We start from the raw sequence: 18,555 nt of genomic DNA, 5'->3' as shown, positions 1-18,555 counted from the left end.
TTCTTACTATTAATAGGTCTGCATAATTAAGGAGGCCTAATGATTTCACATAAAGTTAAAGTTTACCCATCAAAAATTAATTTACCTAAAAAAAATCAACTGGCATGGAAAATTGCTGAAATAGCTTCTGACAATGCAAAATTAGATAAAGCAGCTATTGAAATGGTTATTAATAGAATAATTGATAATGCTTCAGTTGCTATTGCTTCTTTAAACAGAAAAGCTGTTATCTCCTCAAGAGAAATGGCCCTTAAGCATCTAAGAAAAAATGGTGCAAGCTTATTTGGTATAGATTCAAAATTAAAATTTGATTGTGAGTGGGCTGCTTGGTCAAATGGAACAGCTGTAAGAGAGCTTGATTTCCATGATACCTTTTTAGCAGAAGATTACAGTCACCCAGGAGATAATATTCCACCTATTTTAAGTGTAGCTCAACAAACAAAAAAAAGTGGACTAGATTTATTAAAAGGAATTATCACAGGATATGAGGTTCAAGTTAATTTAGTTAAAGGAATTTGTTTACACAAACATAAAATTGATCACATTGCACACTTAGGACCAAGTGTTGCAGCAGGTTTGGGAACAATGTTAAAGTTAAATACTGAAACAATTTACCAAGCAGTTCAGCAAGCATTACATACAACAGTTTCAACAAGACAATCTAGAAAAGGTGAAATCTCTAGCTGGAAAGCTTACGCTCCTGCTCATGCTGGTAAACTTGCAATCGAGGCAGTTGATAGGGCTATGCGTGGTGAAGGTGCTCCAAGTCCAATTTATGAAGGTGAAGACAGTGTTATAGCTAGAATATTGGATGGTAAGAAAGCTTTATATAATGTGCCTCTACCTAAGAAGAAAGAATCTAAAAAAGCGATACTAGAGACCTATACAAAAGAATATTCAGCTGAATACCAGTCTCAAGCACTAATAGATATTGCCAAAAAACTTAATAAAAAAATTCCAAGTTTAAATCAAATCAAAAAAATTGATATTTACACAAGTCATCACACTCATTACGTAATTGGAACTGGTGCAAATGATCCACAAAAAATGGATCCCAATGCAAGCAGAGAAACATTAGATCATTCTATTATGTATATTTTTGCTGTAGCTCTTGAGGATGCTGATTGGCATCATGTTAAATCATATACTAAACAAAGAGCTAATAGAAAAAGCACTATAAAAATTTGGAAATCAATTACTACCTTTGAAGATAAAAAATGGACTAAAAAATATCATGATCCTAATCCAAAAAATAAATCATTTGGTGCAAGAGTTGTTGTCACTTTAAATAATGGTAAAAAAATTACAGAACAATTAGATAGAGCAGATGCTCATCCATATGGAGCACGTCCATTTAAAAGACAAAATTATATAAATAAATTCCTAACTTTAACAGATGGGATTTTAGATAAGAAAGAAAGTGCACGTTTCTTAAAAGTTGTTCAAAATCTTAAAAACTTGAAAGCTGGAGAGTTAAATAGATTAAATATCCAGGTTAAAAGAAGTCAGATAAAGAAAAATACAAAAAAAGGAATTTTTTAGTGCATTTTGTAGATAAAGAACCTGGTCAAAAAAGAGCTGACTTTGTCAGTAAACTAAAATCAAATAAAATTTTAAGAGTTCCAGGTGCTTATAATCCACTAACAGCAAAACTAATTGAAGAAATTGGTTATGACGCTGTTTACGTATCAGGTGGAGTTATGGCAAATGATTTGGGATTTCCAGATATTGGTCTAACTACACTACAAGATGTTAGTACTAGATCTTATTTAATATCAAGAGTTACAAGTTTACCTACCATAGTTGATATCGACACCGGCTTTAAATCTTGTGATGAGACTATTAAAACTTTTGAAGAATTTGGGGTGGCAGCTGTACACTTAGAAGACCAAGTAGAACGTAAAAGATGTGGGCATCTAGATAATAAAGAGTTAATCTCAACTGAAGCAATGGTTAAGAAAATTAAAGAATGTGTTGCTGCTAAAAAAGATGAAAATTTTAAAATCATAGCAAGGTCTGACGCTAAAGGAGTTGAGGGAATAGATAAAATGATTGATAGATGTAAGGCGTATATTGATGCTGGAGCTGAAATTATCTTTCCAGAAGCTTTACATGATGAAAAAGATTTTGAAAAAGTTAGAAAAGAACTGTCGTGTTATTTACTCGCTAACATGACAGAATTTGGAAAATCTAAGTTATTCAATTACAAAGAATTAGAAAATTTTGGGTATAATATTGTGATTTATCCAGTAACTACACAAAGATTAGCTATGAAAAATGTAGAAGATGGTCTTAGAGACATTTTTGAGAGTGGACATCAAAACAATATTATTGATAAAATGCAGACTAGAAAAAGACTTTACGAGTTAGTTGAATATGAAAAATATAATTCATTAGATGAAAAAATTTATAACTTTAGTACGGAAGGGCATGAATAATGAGTGATGATATTAAAAAAGGTTTACTGGGGATAGTTGTTGATGAAACAGAAATTTCAAAAGTTATGCCAGAAATCAACTCTCTTACTTATAGAGGTTATGCGGCTCAAGATTTATGTGCAAGATGTGATTTTGAAGAGGTTGCATATTTAATTTTAAATAAAGAATTACCAAATAAAAAACAACTAAAAGAATTTAAGAAAGAATTATCTAAAGAAATAACTTTATCAAAAAATTTAATAAATATTTTAAAACAAATTCCTAAAAAATCTCATCCAATGGACGTAGCAAGAACTGCTGTGAGTGTTATGGGTCTTGAGGACAAAGAAACTAAGGATAACTCTTCAAAAGCAAATTTAAGAAAGTCGATTAGAATTCTTGCAAAAACACCTACTGCATTAGCAGCGTTTTATAGACTTAGAAAAGGAAAAAAAATTATAGCTCCAAAGAAAAATCTTAGTTTTTCTGAAAACTTTTTTCATATGTGTTTTGGAAAAGTTCCAAACAAAGAAATTGTTAAAGCTTTTGATGTATCATTAATTCTATATGCCGAACATAGTTTTAACGTTTCAACTTTTACAGCTCGAACTATTACAAGCAGTTTGTCTGATATTCATGGAGCAATAACAGGTGCAATCGCTAGTTTAAAAGGTCCTCTTCATGGTGGTGCTAACGAAGAAGTAATGCATATGATGAAAAAAATTAAAAAACCTGAAAATGCATTCAAATGGATCACTAAAGCTTTGAAAAATAAAGATGTGGTAATGGGATTTGGTCATAGAGTTTACAAAAGTGGTGACTCAAGAGTTCCTACAATGAGAGAATATTTTAAAAGAGTAGCAATTATTAAAAAAGATAAAACATTTGAAAAAATTTATGACATTGTTGAAAAAGTAATGATTGAGGAAAAAAATATTTATCCAAATGTTGATTACCCAACAGGACCTACTTACCATTTAATGGGATTTGATACTGATTTCTTTACCCCTATATTTGTAATTTCAAGAATTACGGGTTGGTCAGCACATATCATGGAGCAACATGCCGCCAATAAATTAATTAGACCTCTTGCTAGTTACAAGGGTAATAAGCATAGAAAAGTTATGCAGTTAAATCAAAGATAATTAATTTTTTTCTATTTTAGCAAATCTTTCAAAAATAATTTCTGACTTAAGATTGTTGTCGTTAACAAATTCATCAATTGCTTGTTTGACACCAGGTGCATTACCCAAATTATAATCATCACAAAGAATAGTACCATTATTTTCTAAAACTGGTTTTGAATACTGAAGATCATTTATAACTGTCTCATAAGCGTGTCCTCCATCTAAAAATACATAATCAATTTGTGTCATATCCATTTTTTTTAATAGTTGATTGGAGTTCCCCTTAATCAAATGAACATTTTCTTTAAATTTTTTTAAAAGGTAATCTACCGCCTCAAGTGAGTATGGATCTTGTCTTAAAATATATTTAAAATATATTCTTTTTAATGGATTGTTAAATTTAGTATTTGGAATAACTTCATTTGCATTTTCAGCACTTTCACTAAACAAATCTAACCCTATGTATTTAAAATCACTTCCATGAATATTGTTTAATAGCTCACAAACATTTCTTGCAGTAACACCATGAAACACACCAATCTCAAGAAAATTTTTAGGTTTTTTAGAGGCTATTTCATTAAGAAAATGCTCTCCAATACCTTCTTGTTTAAGGCTAGTTTTTCTAAAATATTTTTTATATTTCATATGATGATTAATAAAAATTTACAACCAATCCAAAATTATTTGTTATAAAAAAGTGACTACTTCAAATGGATCTGGTCTTTTTCTCTCAATAGGCTCCTCTATCTTGTGACCTATATAAATAAAACCAGATATTTGATCTATTCCTTTTTTTCCTCCTAAGTGACTCAACATTTTATCATTATATGCATACCACTCAGTTAGCCATTGAGCTGCATAATTCATAGATTGTGCACAAGCTAGCAGATTCATACAAACAGCTCCAGATGATAGTTGCATTTCCCATTGAGGGATACTTGGGTGTTCCGATGGTGTTGAAAGAACAGCTATTACAGCACCTGCTCTCTGTAGTCTTTTTGACTCTTTCTCTTGAAATTTTTTATCTGTATTTGGGTTAAGTCTAATAAATTCTGATAATATAATATGATTATCACAATTTATTAATGCATCACCCTGCAATATTACTAACTTCCAAGGGCTTAGAGCTCCATGATCTGGAACTCTTAAACCTGCCTCTATAATCACATTTAGATCATTCTTGTCAATTGGTTCGGATGACATTTTCCTAGCCATAACAGATCGTCTTTTAGAAAAAAAATTACTTACTTCACTCATAGTGTCTCTTACTTTCTGCACATATGGGTTTAAGGTAAAATTAACTAAATGCTTCTGTCCAAGTTCCTTGTGTTGATGCTTTAGAATATTCAGTAGAACGACCTTCAAAGAAATTCATATGTTCAACTGCATTTAACATAGAGTCTAACCAAGTAAGTGGATTTTTTTCCACATCATAAATTGGTTCTAATCCAAGTTGAGATAATCTTCTGTTAGCAATAAATCTTATGTAAAGTTTCACATCTTGCGCTGTAAGACCTTCCATAGGACCCATTTCAAAAGCTAAATCAATGAAAGCATCTTCATGCTCTATGATTGTTCTACATGCTTTATAAAGTTCTGCTTTTAATTCAGGAGTCCAGATTTCTGGGTTCTCATGAATGAACTCTTTAAACAATCTAATCATAGAATTACAGTGCAACGTTTCATCTCTTACTGACCAAGTAACGATTTGGCCCATCCCTTTCATTTTATTATGTCTTGGGAAGTTAAGTAAAATTGCAAAACTTGCAAATAATTGAAGACCTTCAGTGAATGCACTAAATACAGCTACTGTTAATGCAATATCTTTTTTTGAACTCATGTCAAAATTTTGCATGTAGTCGTATTTATCTTTCATCTCTTTATATTTCATGAATGCAGAATATTCTGACTCAGGCATTCCAATCGTGTCAAGTAAATGAGAGTATGCAGCTATGTGAACTGTTTCCATTGAAGCAAAAGCAGTCATCATCATTAAAACTTCTGTAGGTTTAAATACAGTTGTATAATGTCTTAAATAACAATTTTGTACTTCAACATCAGCTTGAGTAAAAAATCTAAAAATTTGTGTTAATAAATTTTTTTCAGACTGAGTTAAATTTTTCTGCCAATCTCTAACATCATCACCAAGTGGCACTTCTTCTGGTAACCAGTGAATTCTTTGTTGAGTTAACCAAGCATCATAACACCATGGATATCTAAATGGTTTGTAAACTGGATTTTCAACTAGTAGTCCCATTTTTTGTGGTTGAACTATTTCTTCTTTTGGTGGTTGGATAATTTTAGCATCCATTTTTTCTACTGACATGATAAGCACTCCTCGTATTCTGGTTGTTCAGTTGTTTGTGGTTTTGATTTGTAAACGTTTGCGGTAACATCTGTTGCTTTAGTGTCATTAACGTTTTCCGCACGTTGAATTGATTTTGATCTACAGTAATAAAGGCTCTTTAAACCTTTTTTCCAAGCATCAAAATGAATTTTGTGTAGTTCTCTTTTATGAATATCTGCTGGTACAAATAAGTTAATTGATTGAGCTTGAGATATAAAAGGCGTTCTATCTCCACTTAATTCAATAATCCATTTTTGATCCAATTCAAAAGCAGTTTTGAAAACATCTTTTTCCAAATCAGTTAAAAAATCTAAATGAGATACTGAACCTTGATTTGTTGTAATTACAGACCATACATCATCAGTATTTTTTCCATGTTTTTCCAATAATTCAACTAAGTATCTATTTCTAACGTTAAAAGATCCTGAAAGAGTTTTATGAGTATAGCTATTTGCTGCAACTGGCTCTACTCCAGGGGATGCTCCACCACAAATAATAGAAATTGATGCAGTTGGTGCAATAGCAGTTTTGTTAGAAAACCTTTCATTAAAACCATAATCAGCAGCATCTGGACAAGCTCCTCTTTCATCAGCTAAATCTTTTGAAGCTTGATCTACATGCTCTTGAATATGTTTAAATATTTTTTTATTCCAAACTTTACTCATAACAGACTCAAGTGGAATACTATGTTTTTGTAAGTAAGAATGGAAACCCATAACACCTAGGCCGACACTTCTTTCTTTTTCTGCAGAATATTTTGCATCATCAAATTGCTCTGGAGCTCTTTCAATAAAATCTGTTAATACATTATCTAAAAATCTCATAACATCATTAATCATAACGTTGTCGTCTTTCCACTCATCATACTTTTCTAAGTTTAAAGATGATAAACAACAAACCGCAGTTCTATCTCTTCCATTTTTATCTATTCCAGTAGGTAATGTGATCTCACTACAAAGGTTAGAAGTTTTAACAGTTAGGTTAGCAAGTTTGTGATGTTGAGGAATTTGTCTGTTAACTGTATCGATATAGATAATATAAGGTTCACCCGTTTCAATTCTTGCAGTTAATAATCTAATCCATAAATTTCTTGCAGAGATAGTTTGTTGTACAGTTCCATCAGCAGGACTTTTTAATGCCCACTGGCCGTCTGTTTCAACTGCTCTCATAAATGCATCGGATACTAAAACACCATGATGAAGGTTTAATGCTTTTCTATTTGGATCACCACCTGTAGGTCTTCTCATTTCAATAAACTCTTCAATTTCAGGATGTTCAATTGGAAGATAACAAGCTGCAGATCCTCTTCTTAATGAACCTTGGCTAATCGCCATCGTTAACGAGTCCATTACTTTAATAAATGGAATTATTCCTGATGTCTTTCCAACTTTACCAATTTTTTCCCCAATAGATCTAAGGTTACCCCAGTAACTTCCAATCCCACCACCTTTAGCAGCTAACCAAACGTTCTCACTCCATAGATCAAGTATTCCATTTAAACTGTCTGATGCTTCATTTAAAAAACATGAAATTGGCAAACCTCTTTTAGTTCCACCATTTGATAAAACTGGAGTTGCTGGCATGAACCATAAATTACTAATGTAGTTATAAATTCTTTGTGCATGTAAATTGTCATCTGCATATGAACTTGCAACACGAGCAAACAAATCTTGAAAAGATTCGTTATGACCTAAGTATCTATCTTTTAAAGTTGCTTTACCAAAGTCTGTTAATTTACTATCTCTTGATCTATCAATTTTAATAATGATACCTTTTTCATTTTGAAAAAGTTCTGTGTCATTGCTAAGTGAAAATAAATCTGGTCCTTTATTTTTTGAAAGCTCTCTATTATCCGGGCTATATTCGGAGACAGCTTTCTTAAGTGCTTGTGATAGAATTTTATTCATATTTTATGTTTTTTTTTGTTTTTTTTTGCAAAACAACTACATGTTGTATGCTGAAAGCATTGATACACCATATAAATCATTAATCAACAGAACATTTATAGAACATATAAAAAAATTATCAATAAAAAAATAAAATGAATGTAAGAAAGGTTAACAATGACAACAAATTTAAAAATAGATCCATATGGCTTCAGAGAGTACGACGCGAGGTGGTTGTATGAGAAGGATATAAACAGAATCGGAATAGAGAATCTAGGCAAAGGTTTAGGCACTCAAATTATTAAACATACTAAAAAAACTAACCCAAGAGTAATTGTGGGTCATGATTATAGATCTTACAGTGAAGAAATTAAAACTGCTCTTAAAAAAGGACTACTTTCAACGGGATGTAATATTGAAGATATAGGTTTATCCCTATCCCCTACTGTTTATTTTGCACAATTTAATTTAGATGCAGATGCTGTTGCAATGATAACCGCTAGTCACAATGAAAATGGTTGGACTGGAGTTAAAATGGGTATCAAAAAAGGTTTAACCCACGCACCAGAAGAGATGAAAGAATTAAAAGAGATTACTTTAAATGAAAACTTCATAAAAGGCGAAGGTAGTGAAAAACAAATAGAAGGTTTTCAGCAAATTTATAAAGATGATTTAATAAATAAAAATAAAATCAAAAAGAAAATTAAAGCAGTTGTTGCTTGTGGTAATGGGACAGCTGGAATATTTGCACCTGAAATTTTAAGAGGTATTGGTTGTGAAGTAATAGAACTCGATTGTGATCTTGATTGGACTTTTCCAAAATATAATCCAAATCCAGAAGATTTAGAGATGTTACATGCAATAGCAAAAGCTGTAAAAGATAATAATGCTGATATTGGCTTTGGTTTTGATGGTGACGGCGATAGAGTTGGTGTAATTGATAATACGGGTGATGAAATATTTTCAGATAAAATTGGATTATTGATTGCAAGAAATTTATCTAAAACTCATAAAGGTTCTAAATTTATCGTTGATGTAAAATCAACTGGATTGTACGCAACTGATAAAGTCTTAAATGAAAATGACTGTGAAACAATTTATTGGAAGACAGGTCACTCACACATTAAAAGAAAAGTTAATACTGAAAAAGCTTTAGCTGGATTTGAGAAAAGTGGACACTTTTTCTTTAATCAACCTTTAGGTTTTGGTTATGATGATGGAATTAATTCAGCAATACATGTGTGTCATTTATTAGATAATCAAAATAAATCTATGAATGAAATTATTAAAGAACTCCCTAATACGTTCCAAACACCAACGATGGCTCCATTTTGTAAAGATGAAGAGAAATATCAAGTGGTTGAAGAATTAGTTAAACAAGTAAATGAAATTAAAAATAATAAAACTAAAATTGATGACCAAGAAATTAGTGAAGTTCTAACGGTTAATGGTATCAGATTTTCTTTTAAAGATGGATCATGGGGATTAATTAGAGCATCATCTAATAAACCATCATTGGTTATTGTAACCGAAAGCCCAACTTCAGATGAGAGAAAGAAAAAGATCTTTGATTTTATTGATGACCTTTTACAAAAAACTGGCAAAGTTGGCGAATATGATCAAAAGATATAAATATTTATTAATCTTTATCCTCCTTTTTACCTCTAAAAGTCATGCTTTAAGCCCTCAATATGAGAAGGAATTGTATATTGGTTGTTACACTAACTCTAAAGCATATATTGGTGCAGATGGGGCTAAAATATACTGCCAGTGTACAGTTGATAAATTAAGCGAGAAATTCAATGATGAACAGATGGATGAAGTGTTCAGTAAAGAGCCTGATGAAATTCAGCAACTAACTGCATTTGCGACAATTGAGTGCGAGGGTAATAATTAACTTTTCAAATAATTAAATAATTAATAGGTTTTAAAGATGGATGATAAGAAAAATTTCGGTTTTGGAACTCAGATTAGAAAATCTCCTTACTTTAATTCAACAGTTAAATGGGGTGCGACTGGTTTTTCAGTTTATAATCACATGTACATTCCTCGTGACTTTGGATCTCCTGAACAAAACTTTTGGAATTTAGTTAATGAAGCAATTTTATGTGATGTTGCAGTTGAACGACAAGTAGAAATTACAGGGCCAGATGCTACAAAATTTATTCAACTCTTAACACCAAGGGATTTATCAAAACTTTCAGTTGGTCAATGTAAATATGTTTTAATTGTAAATAATGAAGGTGGAATTTTAAATGATCCAGTTTTATTAAGATTAAAAGAAAACCATTATTGGTTATCTCTTGCAGATAGTGATATTTTATTATGGGCACAAGGCGTTGCTGTAAATTCAAATCTTGATGTTAAAATTTCAGAACCTGATGTCTCCCCTCTTCAATTACAAGGACCAAATTCTGGGAAAATTATGGAAGCTTTATTTGGTGAAAGTATTAATGATCTTAAATATTATTGGTTAAGAGAATTAGATTTAGATGGCATTCCTTTAATTGTATCACGTACCGGTTGGTCAAGTGAATTAGGTTATGAATTATATTTAAGAGATGGCTCTAAGGGTGATCAACTTTGGGAAAAAATAATGGCAGCTGGTAAACCACATGGATTAAAACCAGGTCACACATCATCAATTAGAAGAATTGAAGGTGGAATGTTATCTTATCATGCAGATGCAGATATAAACACGAACCCTTATGAACTAAATTTAGGAAGACTTGTGAACCTTGATACCGATATAAACTTTATTGGTAAAGATGCGTTACAAAAAATAAATCAAGAAGGTGTTAAAAGAAAGCAAGTAGGAGTTATCTTGGATTGTGAACCTTTAACTGGACCTAACACTACCTTTTGGGAAATCTTAAAAGACAATCAGCAAGTTGGTAAAATAACTTCTGCAGTTTATTCACCAAGACTAAAACAAAACATAGCCCTTGCAATGGTTTCAATTAACAATTCAGAGATTGGTACAGTGCTTGATGTTAAAATGAATGACAAAATCATTAAAGCAACGGTTACTGAAAAACCTTTCTATGATCCTAAAAAGAAGCTAGCTAGTAGCTAACAATAAGAGTATTTATAAACCATGTTAACTCCAAAAGATTATATTTCCCTATACTTACTAGTTATTATCTTAACAGTAGTCTCAGTTAACTTCATGTACCGTCTTTATTTTTAGTAATAAAACTTAGTCTTTTTCATTCTGATGAGGCTCTCTTAATTTCTTTAACTACCATTAAGTAATTATCTTTAAGAACTTTATGACCCTTTAAAATTTACAATGCAAGCTGTAGGGCTTGAATACTTTGATAAAGATAAGGGTGAATTTATTATGATTGAAGCTAATAAATTAGATATTGGTGAAAACCAGGTTACTGCAAGATTTGCAGATTATGAATTAGGGTTTCAAATGATTGTATTTGATGGGGATACAAAACCTAGCATGACTATGTCAAAATACGATTTTAAAAATAATAGGTTCTTAGAGCATTATCAATGTGATTTTGAAACTACAAATATAGAATAAAATCAGGTGTCTAGGTGAAGGAATTAGCTAATATTAAATCTGTCTTTAATTGCATAAAACCAAACAGCTAATCTAAAATAAAATGTTCTTAACTGAGGGAAGATAAATTTCTTAGGTAATCCTTTATAAATTTTTGAAATATCCAACTCTTTACTGTTTGATAATACTAACTTAGACAATTGTTTACCTGTCCAAGGAGCAGAACTCACTCCAACCCCATTATAGCCAAATCCATAATAAATCTCTTCATTATCAATTTTACCAATAGAGGGAGTTAATTTTTGTGATAAAGCAATTAATCCCCGCCAATTATAATCAATATTAATATCTTTCCATTTAGGAAAAATATCTTTTAAAAACTTTTCCATTTTCTTAGACATATTTAAATTAGATTGATTACTGCCGCTTAAATCTCCTCTAGTGCCAAATAAAATTCGGTTGTCAGGTAACTTTCGATAATAATATAAAAGATTTTTAGTGTTAGCTATTGGTGAAAATGTTTTAAAATTATGTTGGTCAATTTCTTGCTCGGTTAATGGTCTAGTGACAATAATATTTGAGATTACTGGTAAAATTCTTGAATTCATCTCTGGAATTAAGCCTTCTTGATAAAACCCGTTTGTTGCAACGACTATTTTTTTTGAACGGATAGATCCTTCTTTCGTCCTTAAAATATAAGCGCCATTATCTTTTTCAACTTTATCAACTTTGGTGTGTTCAAAGATTTTTAATTGTTTAGATAAAGCATATTTTGCAATGCCATTAACAAACTTAAGAGGATTAATTGCAAAACCAGGTTTATAAGAAAAAGCTCCAAATTGCTCTGTGCCCCCATGGCCAATTTTATCAAAGTCTTCTTTTGAATAAATCTCAGTTTCAATGCCAAACTCTTCTTTGTAAGCTTTGGCTTGTTCTTGAATATCTTTAAACTTATTTGGATGATGGGCAACAACGTAATTACTATCCCCCGTTACATCGCAATCAATATTATATTCTTTTATGATATCTCTTGTATAATTTGATCCTTCAACAGAGTTTTTAAAGAACTTTTTTGTTTCATCATTGCCGTAAATTGCTTGCATTTTTTTAAAAGACATCTTGCTTGGCGGCAGAGAACAAAAACCTGCATTACGAGATGAAGCCCCCCAACCTATTTTTCCAGCTTCAACTAAAATGACATCTAAATTATGATTTTCTACTAAATTAATTGCACAGGATAGACCAGTATACCCTCCTCCTATTACAACAATTTCTGAGCTGATATCTTTATTAACTTTATCTAGATTTAAATTTTCACTTGAATGATCTTCCCAGTAACTACTAACGGGTGTGTTAAATTGATAAATATCTGAATGGTAAATATTTTTCATTATTATTTAAATATATAAATAATAGTTAGAATTAGAAGGATAATGACAATCCAAATAGTAAGATTGGTTAAGAATTGTTTTAATTTAGAATTAGATTGTAGAAAAGCTGGGAGTACTAATAAGAGTATCCCTAACATATAAACAAAAGGTAATATCTGATCTGCCATTATAGTATTTTACCATGTTTTAATTAATAGTGTTCAAAATTTAATAATATTTAGATAATTAATTAATTTATCTTCTAGTTGGAATTTTAGATGCAACATACTGTTTTCTAACGCCTTCTCTAAAGTAAATATAAACCCCAGCTGAAATAATACAAATGACCCCTAACAAAGTTCTAAGAGATGGAATCTCATTAAATAAAAAATAACCTGGGATCATTGACATAATAATCAATGAATACTCAAACAATGAGACAACAGATGGAGAAGCAATGATATAAGCTGAAAAGATACATAAGAACCCAATAGATGCTGCTACGCCAAAAAATAATATAAACTTCCAAGTATAATCAAAGTTTGTAAACCACTCTCTAAATATAAACTGTGTAGTTGGATCAAAATCAGTGTTGTTGAATTGACCATTGCCCATAAAGACATAAATGATGCCACACAAAACAAGAGCAATTAAATAAAAATAATATAACTGAGTGTTTACATCGTCCTTATCAGATGTGTATTTAGTAATAGTCATTGATGCTGCATAAAATAAAGCACTTAATACTGGTAATAAATTTCTATAATCAAAACTTTCAAAATTAGGATTTAAAACGACTAATACACCAAAAAAACCAAAGGCAATAGCTGACCATCTTCTAATCCCAATAAATTCTTTTAAGAAAAATTTAGCAAAGATAGATACAAAAAAAGGACAAGAAAAGAATAAAGCATTAGCAGTTGCTAATTGCATATAAGTAATAGAGATAAAAAAAGTTGAAAAAGCAATAAAATGTAACAACACTCTTACAAAAGTTAATACTGGATAATGTGTTTTAAAAGATACTTTCTGTCTTTTAAAACTTAGATAAATAAAAAGTACCATTGCTGCAATCAAATACCTTCCAAAGAAGATTTCATAAAGAGCAGATTTTTCAAATATAAATTTAATTAACGAGTCTTGGATTGCAAACAAGCTCATTGCAATCAGTATTAAAACTATCCCTTTAGAATTATTGTCCCTACTCATTATCTAAGCTTAAAACGTGAGCAGAGAAATTAGGTGCAGATTTCTTAATTTTTACCTTCATAATTTTTGCCTTCTTAACTTTTTTCTTCTTCATAACTTATGTGGTTTTGTGTTTCATTTGAATGTTTGAGATTATAACAATCAGTGCAAAGTAAGACGACTTCAGGACCTGAACTCACTTGTGTTAAGATGGCTGTATCATCTCCACATTCACTGCAACCTGATAAACGTTTTTTCACAATTAATTAAAGCTTTTCTTAACCATTTAAATATTTAATGACACGCTTGGTTAAATTTTTTAAGTCTCCAGTAATTATAAGGCCAAGGTGTTAAAAAACCAACTACTAACATAATGGGTACTACCCACCAAGTTAGCATCGCTCCACCAGTTAAAAAATAATCTGTAGCATTCATTGCAATTTCCATACTAACCATTGAGATAAAACTCATGCCACAAGCAGTCTTTAAAGCACTGATAAAATCAAATTTTTGTTTCATTAAAATATAAGTCTCAAGCATAATACTAGTGAGTAAACCATTAATGATTGCTAAAGTCATAATGCCTAAAACTGGAAAAGGAATTTTACTTAACTGAAAAAATAAAATAGTTCCAAAATCTCCAATAGAACAACCGATAACACACCACATCGTATTCTTCGCACTAGCTCTCCAACTATGCTTGCATCCCCAATGAAAAGTATCTGTTGCCATATAATTTGTTTACTTAAATTTATATCTTAAAATTGTTGGATTAATCTTATATTTTTTTAAGATTGATTGATTATAAGTGTTTAGTAATGAACAATTTTATCTTATTTATTGTCACACTTTTTTGCTGGTCTCCTACTTGGTATGTCATCAAATTTCAATTAGGTTACGTTGATCCGTTAGTATCAGTATTTTATAGGTTTTTAATAGCTGGAATAGTTATCTTTATTTATCTAATTTATAAGAAAAAAAATATTAAGTTTTCTTTAAATGAACATTTATGGTTTTTACTCTTTGGGGTTTGTCTTTATTCTCTAAACTACGTTTTCTTTTATTTATCAAACACTTATTTAATAAGTGCATTTCCAGCAGTTGTTTTTTCAACGGTAGTTATTATGAATATTTTAGGAGAAGGGTTTTATTTTAAAAAGAAACCTTCATTAAAGACTTTAATTGGTGCAACCATTGGAATGATTGGAATTATAATCATCTTTAATGATGAGATCTTTAATTTTTCTTTAGCTAATGGAACACACATTGGATTATTTTTAGCTTTACTTGGTACATTTTCTGCATCAACAGGTAACATGGTTCACCAAAGGAACTTAAATAATAATTTTTCATTAATACCAACACTTGCGTATTCAATGCTTTATGGGTCACTGGTCACATTATTAATCACTCAAATAAAAGGTACTGAATTATTATTTGAATATAGCTTCAGTTACATTGCATCCCTCGCTTATTTATCTATCGTTGGTTCAATATTTGCTTTTATCTTTTATTTAAGATTATTAGAGAAAGTTGGGGCTGGACGAGCGGGTTATGTAGGGGTTGTTATGCCTGTACTTGCTTTATTAATTTCAACTGTATTTGAAAACCTTGAATGGCAACAAGATTTAATAATAGGCTTACCTATTTTAATAATTGGAGCGGTACTTGTTATTAATCAGAAAATAAAACCAATAAAATAAAGTAAATATTCTTAGGAATTTTTTATTTATTACATTTACCAATGGAAACTAAAGAACATTTAGTTCCATCAATCCAAGTTGCGTTATTTAAATTGGCACCTTCAAAGGTAGCATTTAAAATATTAGCCCCTGTTAAATCTGCTTCAAAAAGATTGCTGTTAGTGAAGTTTGTCTCAATCAATGAAGCTCCTTTAAAGTTTACTCTTGTTAAATTGGCACTTGTAAAGTTAGCTTTTTCAAAAATACCACCTTCAAGATTTGCTTCATATAAATTCGTTCTAATAAAAGAAGATTCTACAAAATTTCCATTAGATAATGTTGCATTCATCATTACTCCTTTATCAAAAGTAACTTTAATAAAGCTAATAAAAGATAGATTAGAATTTGGTATATAGGCTCTGCTTAAATCTTGGCCTTCTGAGAATTGACAATTAGAATAATCAACTCCATCAGTTGGAGCATCATCACAACCTGCTTTTGCACCACTAGATAATAATAAGCTTAAAACTAAAATGGTCAAAAGCTTATTAAAGCTAGTCCCCAATATTTTTTTCACACCTAAATGCTAACAAATCTTACTTGGGATGTCTTGAGTTAATTTAATTAGGTTTTGTCCAATATCCATAAACACAACGTGTACCTCGTCTAGAACAATCATAAGTATCATTCAAAACACCATCTTTAACAACAGTTATGTGTTTTGAACAAGATACAATTAAAGTTCCACTTGGAAGTTCATCTTTTTTTAAATGAACTTTACAACCTTGGCCAATAAACATCGTTGGTGTCCACTGCCATCCTAGTTTTTCAAGATACTTTTTAACCACCACTCTATGAGTACCTGATCTTGGACTATCATTTTTTTGTTTTAAGCTTCTAGCAAGCTTAGTTCTTGATGTAATTCTAAATTCTTCATTGGCTTTATAGAGATCATCATAAATTTTTTGGTAAGGAAGATTTGTTACAATTGCAATAGATCTAACCACACAATCTCCAGCTTTTCCCTTATAACCGGCAGCAGCCCTACCTCCATCATTAATTTTTAATTCTAAATTGCTACTGGAAAATAATCTTTTAAAAAAATTCAAGACTTACTTTTATGATCAAGGATCTCTACCATGCATTGAGTAGCATATTCACGCCATTCCACAGCTGATTTATCCTTAAGGTTATTAAGGTGGTTCATGTTGCTATCTATATTTTCTTGATGTTTAGCTTTATCAGCTTCATCTAGGTTTTTTTCCATGTTGGTAAGATTAGTTTTCATTGCATTAATCCAACTATTACCAAGCTCAACACATTTAACATCATCTTTCTCATCACAAATTTGTTTAAAGAAATTGAAAATAACGTCATCTGCTTTTATCTCTTTACTCATATTATTTTCCAAAAATACCCAATTTTACATCATAATCAACTGCAACGCCATAATCTGGATCATCATCACTATCGACTACAAGTTGTCCTGCTTTACTTAATAATTTATGACAATCGCGAGTTAGATGTCTAAGCTTAACTCTTTTGCCAAAACTATTATATTTATCTGCAATATCTTCAATTGCCTTTAAAGCAGATTGATCAATTACTTTTGATCTAACAAAATCAATAATAATTATATCAGGATCTTTTGAAGGATTAAAAAGTTCTAAAAAACTATTTGTTGAACTAAAAAAAAGAGGCCCTTCTATTTCGTAAACTTTTGCACCTTTTTCTGTTTTAGAGGGTCTTTCTGTTGCTCTAATTTTTGATGCTGACTTCCATGCAAAAACTAATGCTGAAACAATTACTCCAACTAATACTGCTACTGCTAAATCTTCTAAAACTGTAACAACAGTTACAAGTATAGTTACTAGTGCATCACTTTTTGGTACAAAAAATAAAATTTTTAAAGAGTTCCACGCAAAGGTTCCAATGACTACCATGAACATCACACCCACAAGGGCTGCAATAGGTATCATTTCGATATATGATGATGTGTATAAAATAAAGATTAACAAAAATAATGCAGCAGATATCCCTGCAATACGTGTTCTACCACCAGATCTAACATTGATCATTGATTGACCAATCATCGCACAACCACCCATTCCCCCAAAAAAACCTGTAACAGTATTGGCTAAGCCTTGTGCTAAACATTCCTGGCTAGCACCCCCTCTTTTATTGGTTATTTCTCCCACCAAATTTAAAGTTAACAAACTTTCTATCAATCCTATTGAGGCTAAAATGAATGCATAGGGAAAAATAATCTTCAATGTTTCAATATTAAAAGGAACGCTTGGAATAGAAAAATCTGGTAGCCCACCTTTAACACTAGCTAGGTCGCCAACATTAGGAATGTCAATTTTTAAGGTTAAGACTAAAATAGTTGTAAATAAAATAGCAACTAATGTAGATGGCAATAATTTTGTAATTTTTGGCAAAAACCAAATAATAAACATTGTAAATATGACAAATATAATGGAATAAAGCAATGTATTCCCTGTAACCCAAACCGACTCACCTAGTGCATTTATTGTTTTAAACTGACTAAGTTGAGAAATACCAATTACTATTGCTAATCCATTTACAAAGCCAAGCATCACAGGCTCTGGAACCATTCTAATAAATTTACCAAGTTTAAATATACCCGCAATCAATTGTAATATTCCCATCAAAACTACTGTTGCAAATAAATATTGAGCTCCATGATCTATAACAAGTGCAACCATTACAACTGCTAAAGCGCCTGTTGCTCCTGATATCATTCCAGGTCGACCCCCAAATACAGCTGTAATTAAGCCAACTATAAAAGCCGCATAAAGACCAGATAAAGGTGCTACACCAGCTACAAAAGCAAATGCAATGGCTTCTGGAACTAAAGCTAAAGCCACTGTTAATCCAGACAAAATTTCAACTCTAAAAAGAGAAAAGGATAATCCTTCCTTTGGGATATAGTTTTGCGAATTAAACCTAAAGGACTTTACAATGCCTAAAATTGCTTCTGATGCAATTTGTGAATGA

19 protein-coding genes are annotated in these 18,555 nt (G+C 31.0%); 8 read left to right on the top strand and 11 right to left on the bottom strand.

Annotated elements, in window-relative coordinates:
* The first annotated feature begins 39 nt into the window (after positions 1-39).
* From E5R92_RS00245 to E5R92_RS00235, 3 genes are read left to right on the top strand one after another with little or no spacing between them, the layout of a single operon-like run.
* Positions 40-1,542, top strand: coding sequence for an MmgE/PrpD family protein (locus tag E5R92_RS00245; RefSeq protein WP_168606133.1), 1,503 nt, complete (start codon positions 40-42; stop codon positions 1,540-1,542).
* Positions 1,542-2,438 carry a methylisocitrate lyase gene (gene prpB, locus E5R92_RS00240; protein ID WP_168606132.1) on the top strand — a complete coding sequence of 299 codons (897 nt, stop codon included), beginning with the start codon at positions 1,542-1,544 and terminating at the stop codon, positions 2,436-2,438. Before E5R92_RS00245 ends, prpB begins: the two co-directional genes overlap by 1 nt.
* Complete coding sequence (locus E5R92_RS00235; RefSeq protein ID WP_168606131.1) at positions 2,438-3,562, top strand: bifunctional 2-methylcitrate synthase/citrate synthase; 1,125 nt, start codon at positions 2,438-2,440, stop codon at positions 3,560-3,562. The genes prpB and E5R92_RS00235 overlap by 1 nt, the downstream gene beginning before the upstream one ends.
* Here E5R92_RS00235 and E5R92_RS00230 read toward each other — a convergent pair whose 3' ends face one another.
* From E5R92_RS00230 to E5R92_RS00215, 4 genes are read right to left on the bottom strand one after another with little or no spacing between them, the layout of a single operon-like run.
* Positions 3,563-4,189: a class I SAM-dependent methyltransferase gene (locus E5R92_RS00230; RefSeq protein ID WP_168606130.1), complete on the bottom strand. Its 627-nt coding sequence runs from the start codon at positions 4,187-4,189 to the stop codon at positions 3,563-3,565.
* A gap of 42 nt (positions 4,190-4,231) precedes the next feature.
* A complete protein-coding gene (locus E5R92_RS00225; protein ID WP_168606129.1) occupies positions 4,232-4,801 on the bottom strand; it encodes a nitroreductase family protein in 570 nt (189 codons plus the stop codon).
* A gap of 40 nt (positions 4,802-4,841) precedes the next feature.
* On the bottom strand, positions 4,842-5,855 hold the full coding sequence (locus tag E5R92_RS00220; protein ID WP_420887573.1) for a ribonucleotide-diphosphate reductase subunit beta: 1,014 nt from the start codon (positions 5,853-5,855) through the stop codon (positions 4,842-4,844).
* Positions 5,856-5,860: 5 nt separating this feature from the next.
* Positions 5,861-7,798, bottom strand: a complete 1,938-nt coding sequence (locus tag E5R92_RS00215) for a ribonucleoside-diphosphate reductase subunit alpha (protein WP_168606127.1) — start codon at positions 7,796-7,798, stop codon at positions 5,861-5,863.
* A 156-nt stretch (positions 7,799-7,954) separates the two neighbouring features.
* Between E5R92_RS00215 and E5R92_RS00210 the strand changes: the two genes are divergently transcribed.
* From E5R92_RS00210 to E5R92_RS00195, 4 genes are all read left to right on the top strand, one after another.
* A complete protein-coding gene (locus E5R92_RS00210; protein ID WP_168606126.1) occupies positions 7,955-9,409 on the top strand; it encodes a phosphomannomutase/phosphoglucomutase in 1,455 nt (484 codons plus the stop codon).
* Positions 9,393-9,674 (top strand): hypothetical protein, encoded by a 282-nt coding sequence (locus E5R92_RS00205; RefSeq protein ID WP_168606125.1) that lies wholly within the window; start codon positions 9,393-9,395, stop codon positions 9,672-9,674. The genes E5R92_RS00210 and E5R92_RS00205 overlap by 17 nt, the downstream gene beginning before the upstream one ends.
* A 36-nt stretch (positions 9,675-9,710) precedes the next feature.
* The gene (locus E5R92_RS00200; RefSeq protein WP_168606124.1) at positions 9,711-10,853 is read left to right on the top strand and encodes a glycine cleavage T C-terminal barrel domain-containing protein; all 1,143 of its coding nucleotides are present in this window, start codon (positions 9,711-9,713) and stop codon (positions 10,851-10,853) included.
* Between the two features lie 216 nt (positions 10,854-11,069).
* On the top strand, positions 11,070-11,315 hold the full coding sequence (locus E5R92_RS00195) for a hypothetical protein (protein ID WP_229704539.1): 246 nt from the start codon (positions 11,070-11,072) through the stop codon (positions 11,313-11,315).
* 23 nt (positions 11,316-11,338) lie between these two features.
* Here the strand turns inward: E5R92_RS00195 and E5R92_RS00190 are convergent, their stop codons facing one another.
* From E5R92_RS00190 to E5R92_RS00180, 3 genes are all read right to left on the bottom strand, one after another.
* Positions 11,339-12,685, bottom strand: a complete 1,347-nt coding sequence (locus tag E5R92_RS00190; RefSeq protein WP_168606123.1) for an NAD(P)/FAD-dependent oxidoreductase — start codon at positions 12,683-12,685, stop codon at positions 11,339-11,341.
* A 234-nt stretch (positions 12,686-12,919) separates the two neighbouring features.
* Complete coding sequence (locus tag E5R92_RS00185) at positions 12,920-13,873, bottom strand: DMT family transporter (protein ID WP_229704538.1); 954 nt, start codon at positions 13,871-13,873, stop codon at positions 12,920-12,922.
* Positions 13,874-14,146: 273 nt separating this feature from the next.
* The gene (locus tag E5R92_RS00180; RefSeq protein WP_229704575.1) at positions 14,147-14,521 is read right to left on the bottom strand and encodes a DUF4396 domain-containing protein; all 375 of its coding nucleotides are present in this window, start codon (positions 14,519-14,521) and stop codon (positions 14,147-14,149) included.
* Between the two features lie 149 nt (positions 14,522-14,670).
* Between E5R92_RS00180 and E5R92_RS00175 the strand changes: the two genes are divergently transcribed.
* Positions 14,671-15,555 carry a DMT family transporter gene (locus E5R92_RS00175; protein WP_168606121.1) on the top strand — a complete coding sequence of 295 codons (885 nt, stop codon included), beginning with the start codon at positions 14,671-14,673 and terminating at the stop codon, positions 15,553-15,555.
* A 22-nt stretch (positions 15,556-15,577) separates the two neighbouring features.
* On the opposite strand, the gene E5R92_RS00170 is transcribed toward E5R92_RS00175, so the two are convergent.
* From E5R92_RS00170 to E5R92_RS00155, 4 genes are read right to left on the bottom strand one after another with little or no spacing between them, the layout of a single operon-like run.
* On the bottom strand, positions 15,578-16,111 hold the full coding sequence (locus tag E5R92_RS00170) for a pentapeptide repeat-containing protein (protein ID WP_168606120.1): 534 nt from the start codon (positions 16,109-16,111) through the stop codon (positions 15,578-15,580).
* A gap of 43 nt (positions 16,112-16,154) precedes the next feature.
* Entirely contained in the window at positions 16,155-16,643 is a 489-nt protein-coding gene (locus tag E5R92_RS00165; protein WP_168606119.1) for a hypothetical protein, read from the bottom strand.
* Positions 16,640-16,933, bottom strand: a complete 294-nt coding sequence (locus E5R92_RS00160; RefSeq protein WP_168606118.1) for a hypothetical protein — start codon at positions 16,931-16,933, stop codon at positions 16,640-16,642. Before E5R92_RS00160 ends, E5R92_RS00165 begins: the two co-directional genes overlap by 4 nt.
* A gap of 1 nt (position 16,934) precedes the next feature.
* Positions 16,935-18,545: a SulP family inorganic anion transporter gene (locus E5R92_RS00155; protein WP_168607454.1), complete on the bottom strand. Its 1,611-nt coding sequence runs from the start codon at positions 18,543-18,545 to the stop codon at positions 16,935-16,937.
* Positions 18,546-18,555 lie beyond the last annotated feature (10 nt).

The organism is Candidatus Pelagibacter giovannonii (assembly GCF_012276695.1).
GTDB lineage: Bacteria > Pseudomonadota > Alphaproteobacteria > Pelagibacterales > Pelagibacteraceae > Pelagibacter > Pelagibacter giovannonii.
The sequence above is the reverse complement of the archived record's forward strand: the minus strand, read 5'-3'. Positions and strand labels throughout refer to the sequence as shown.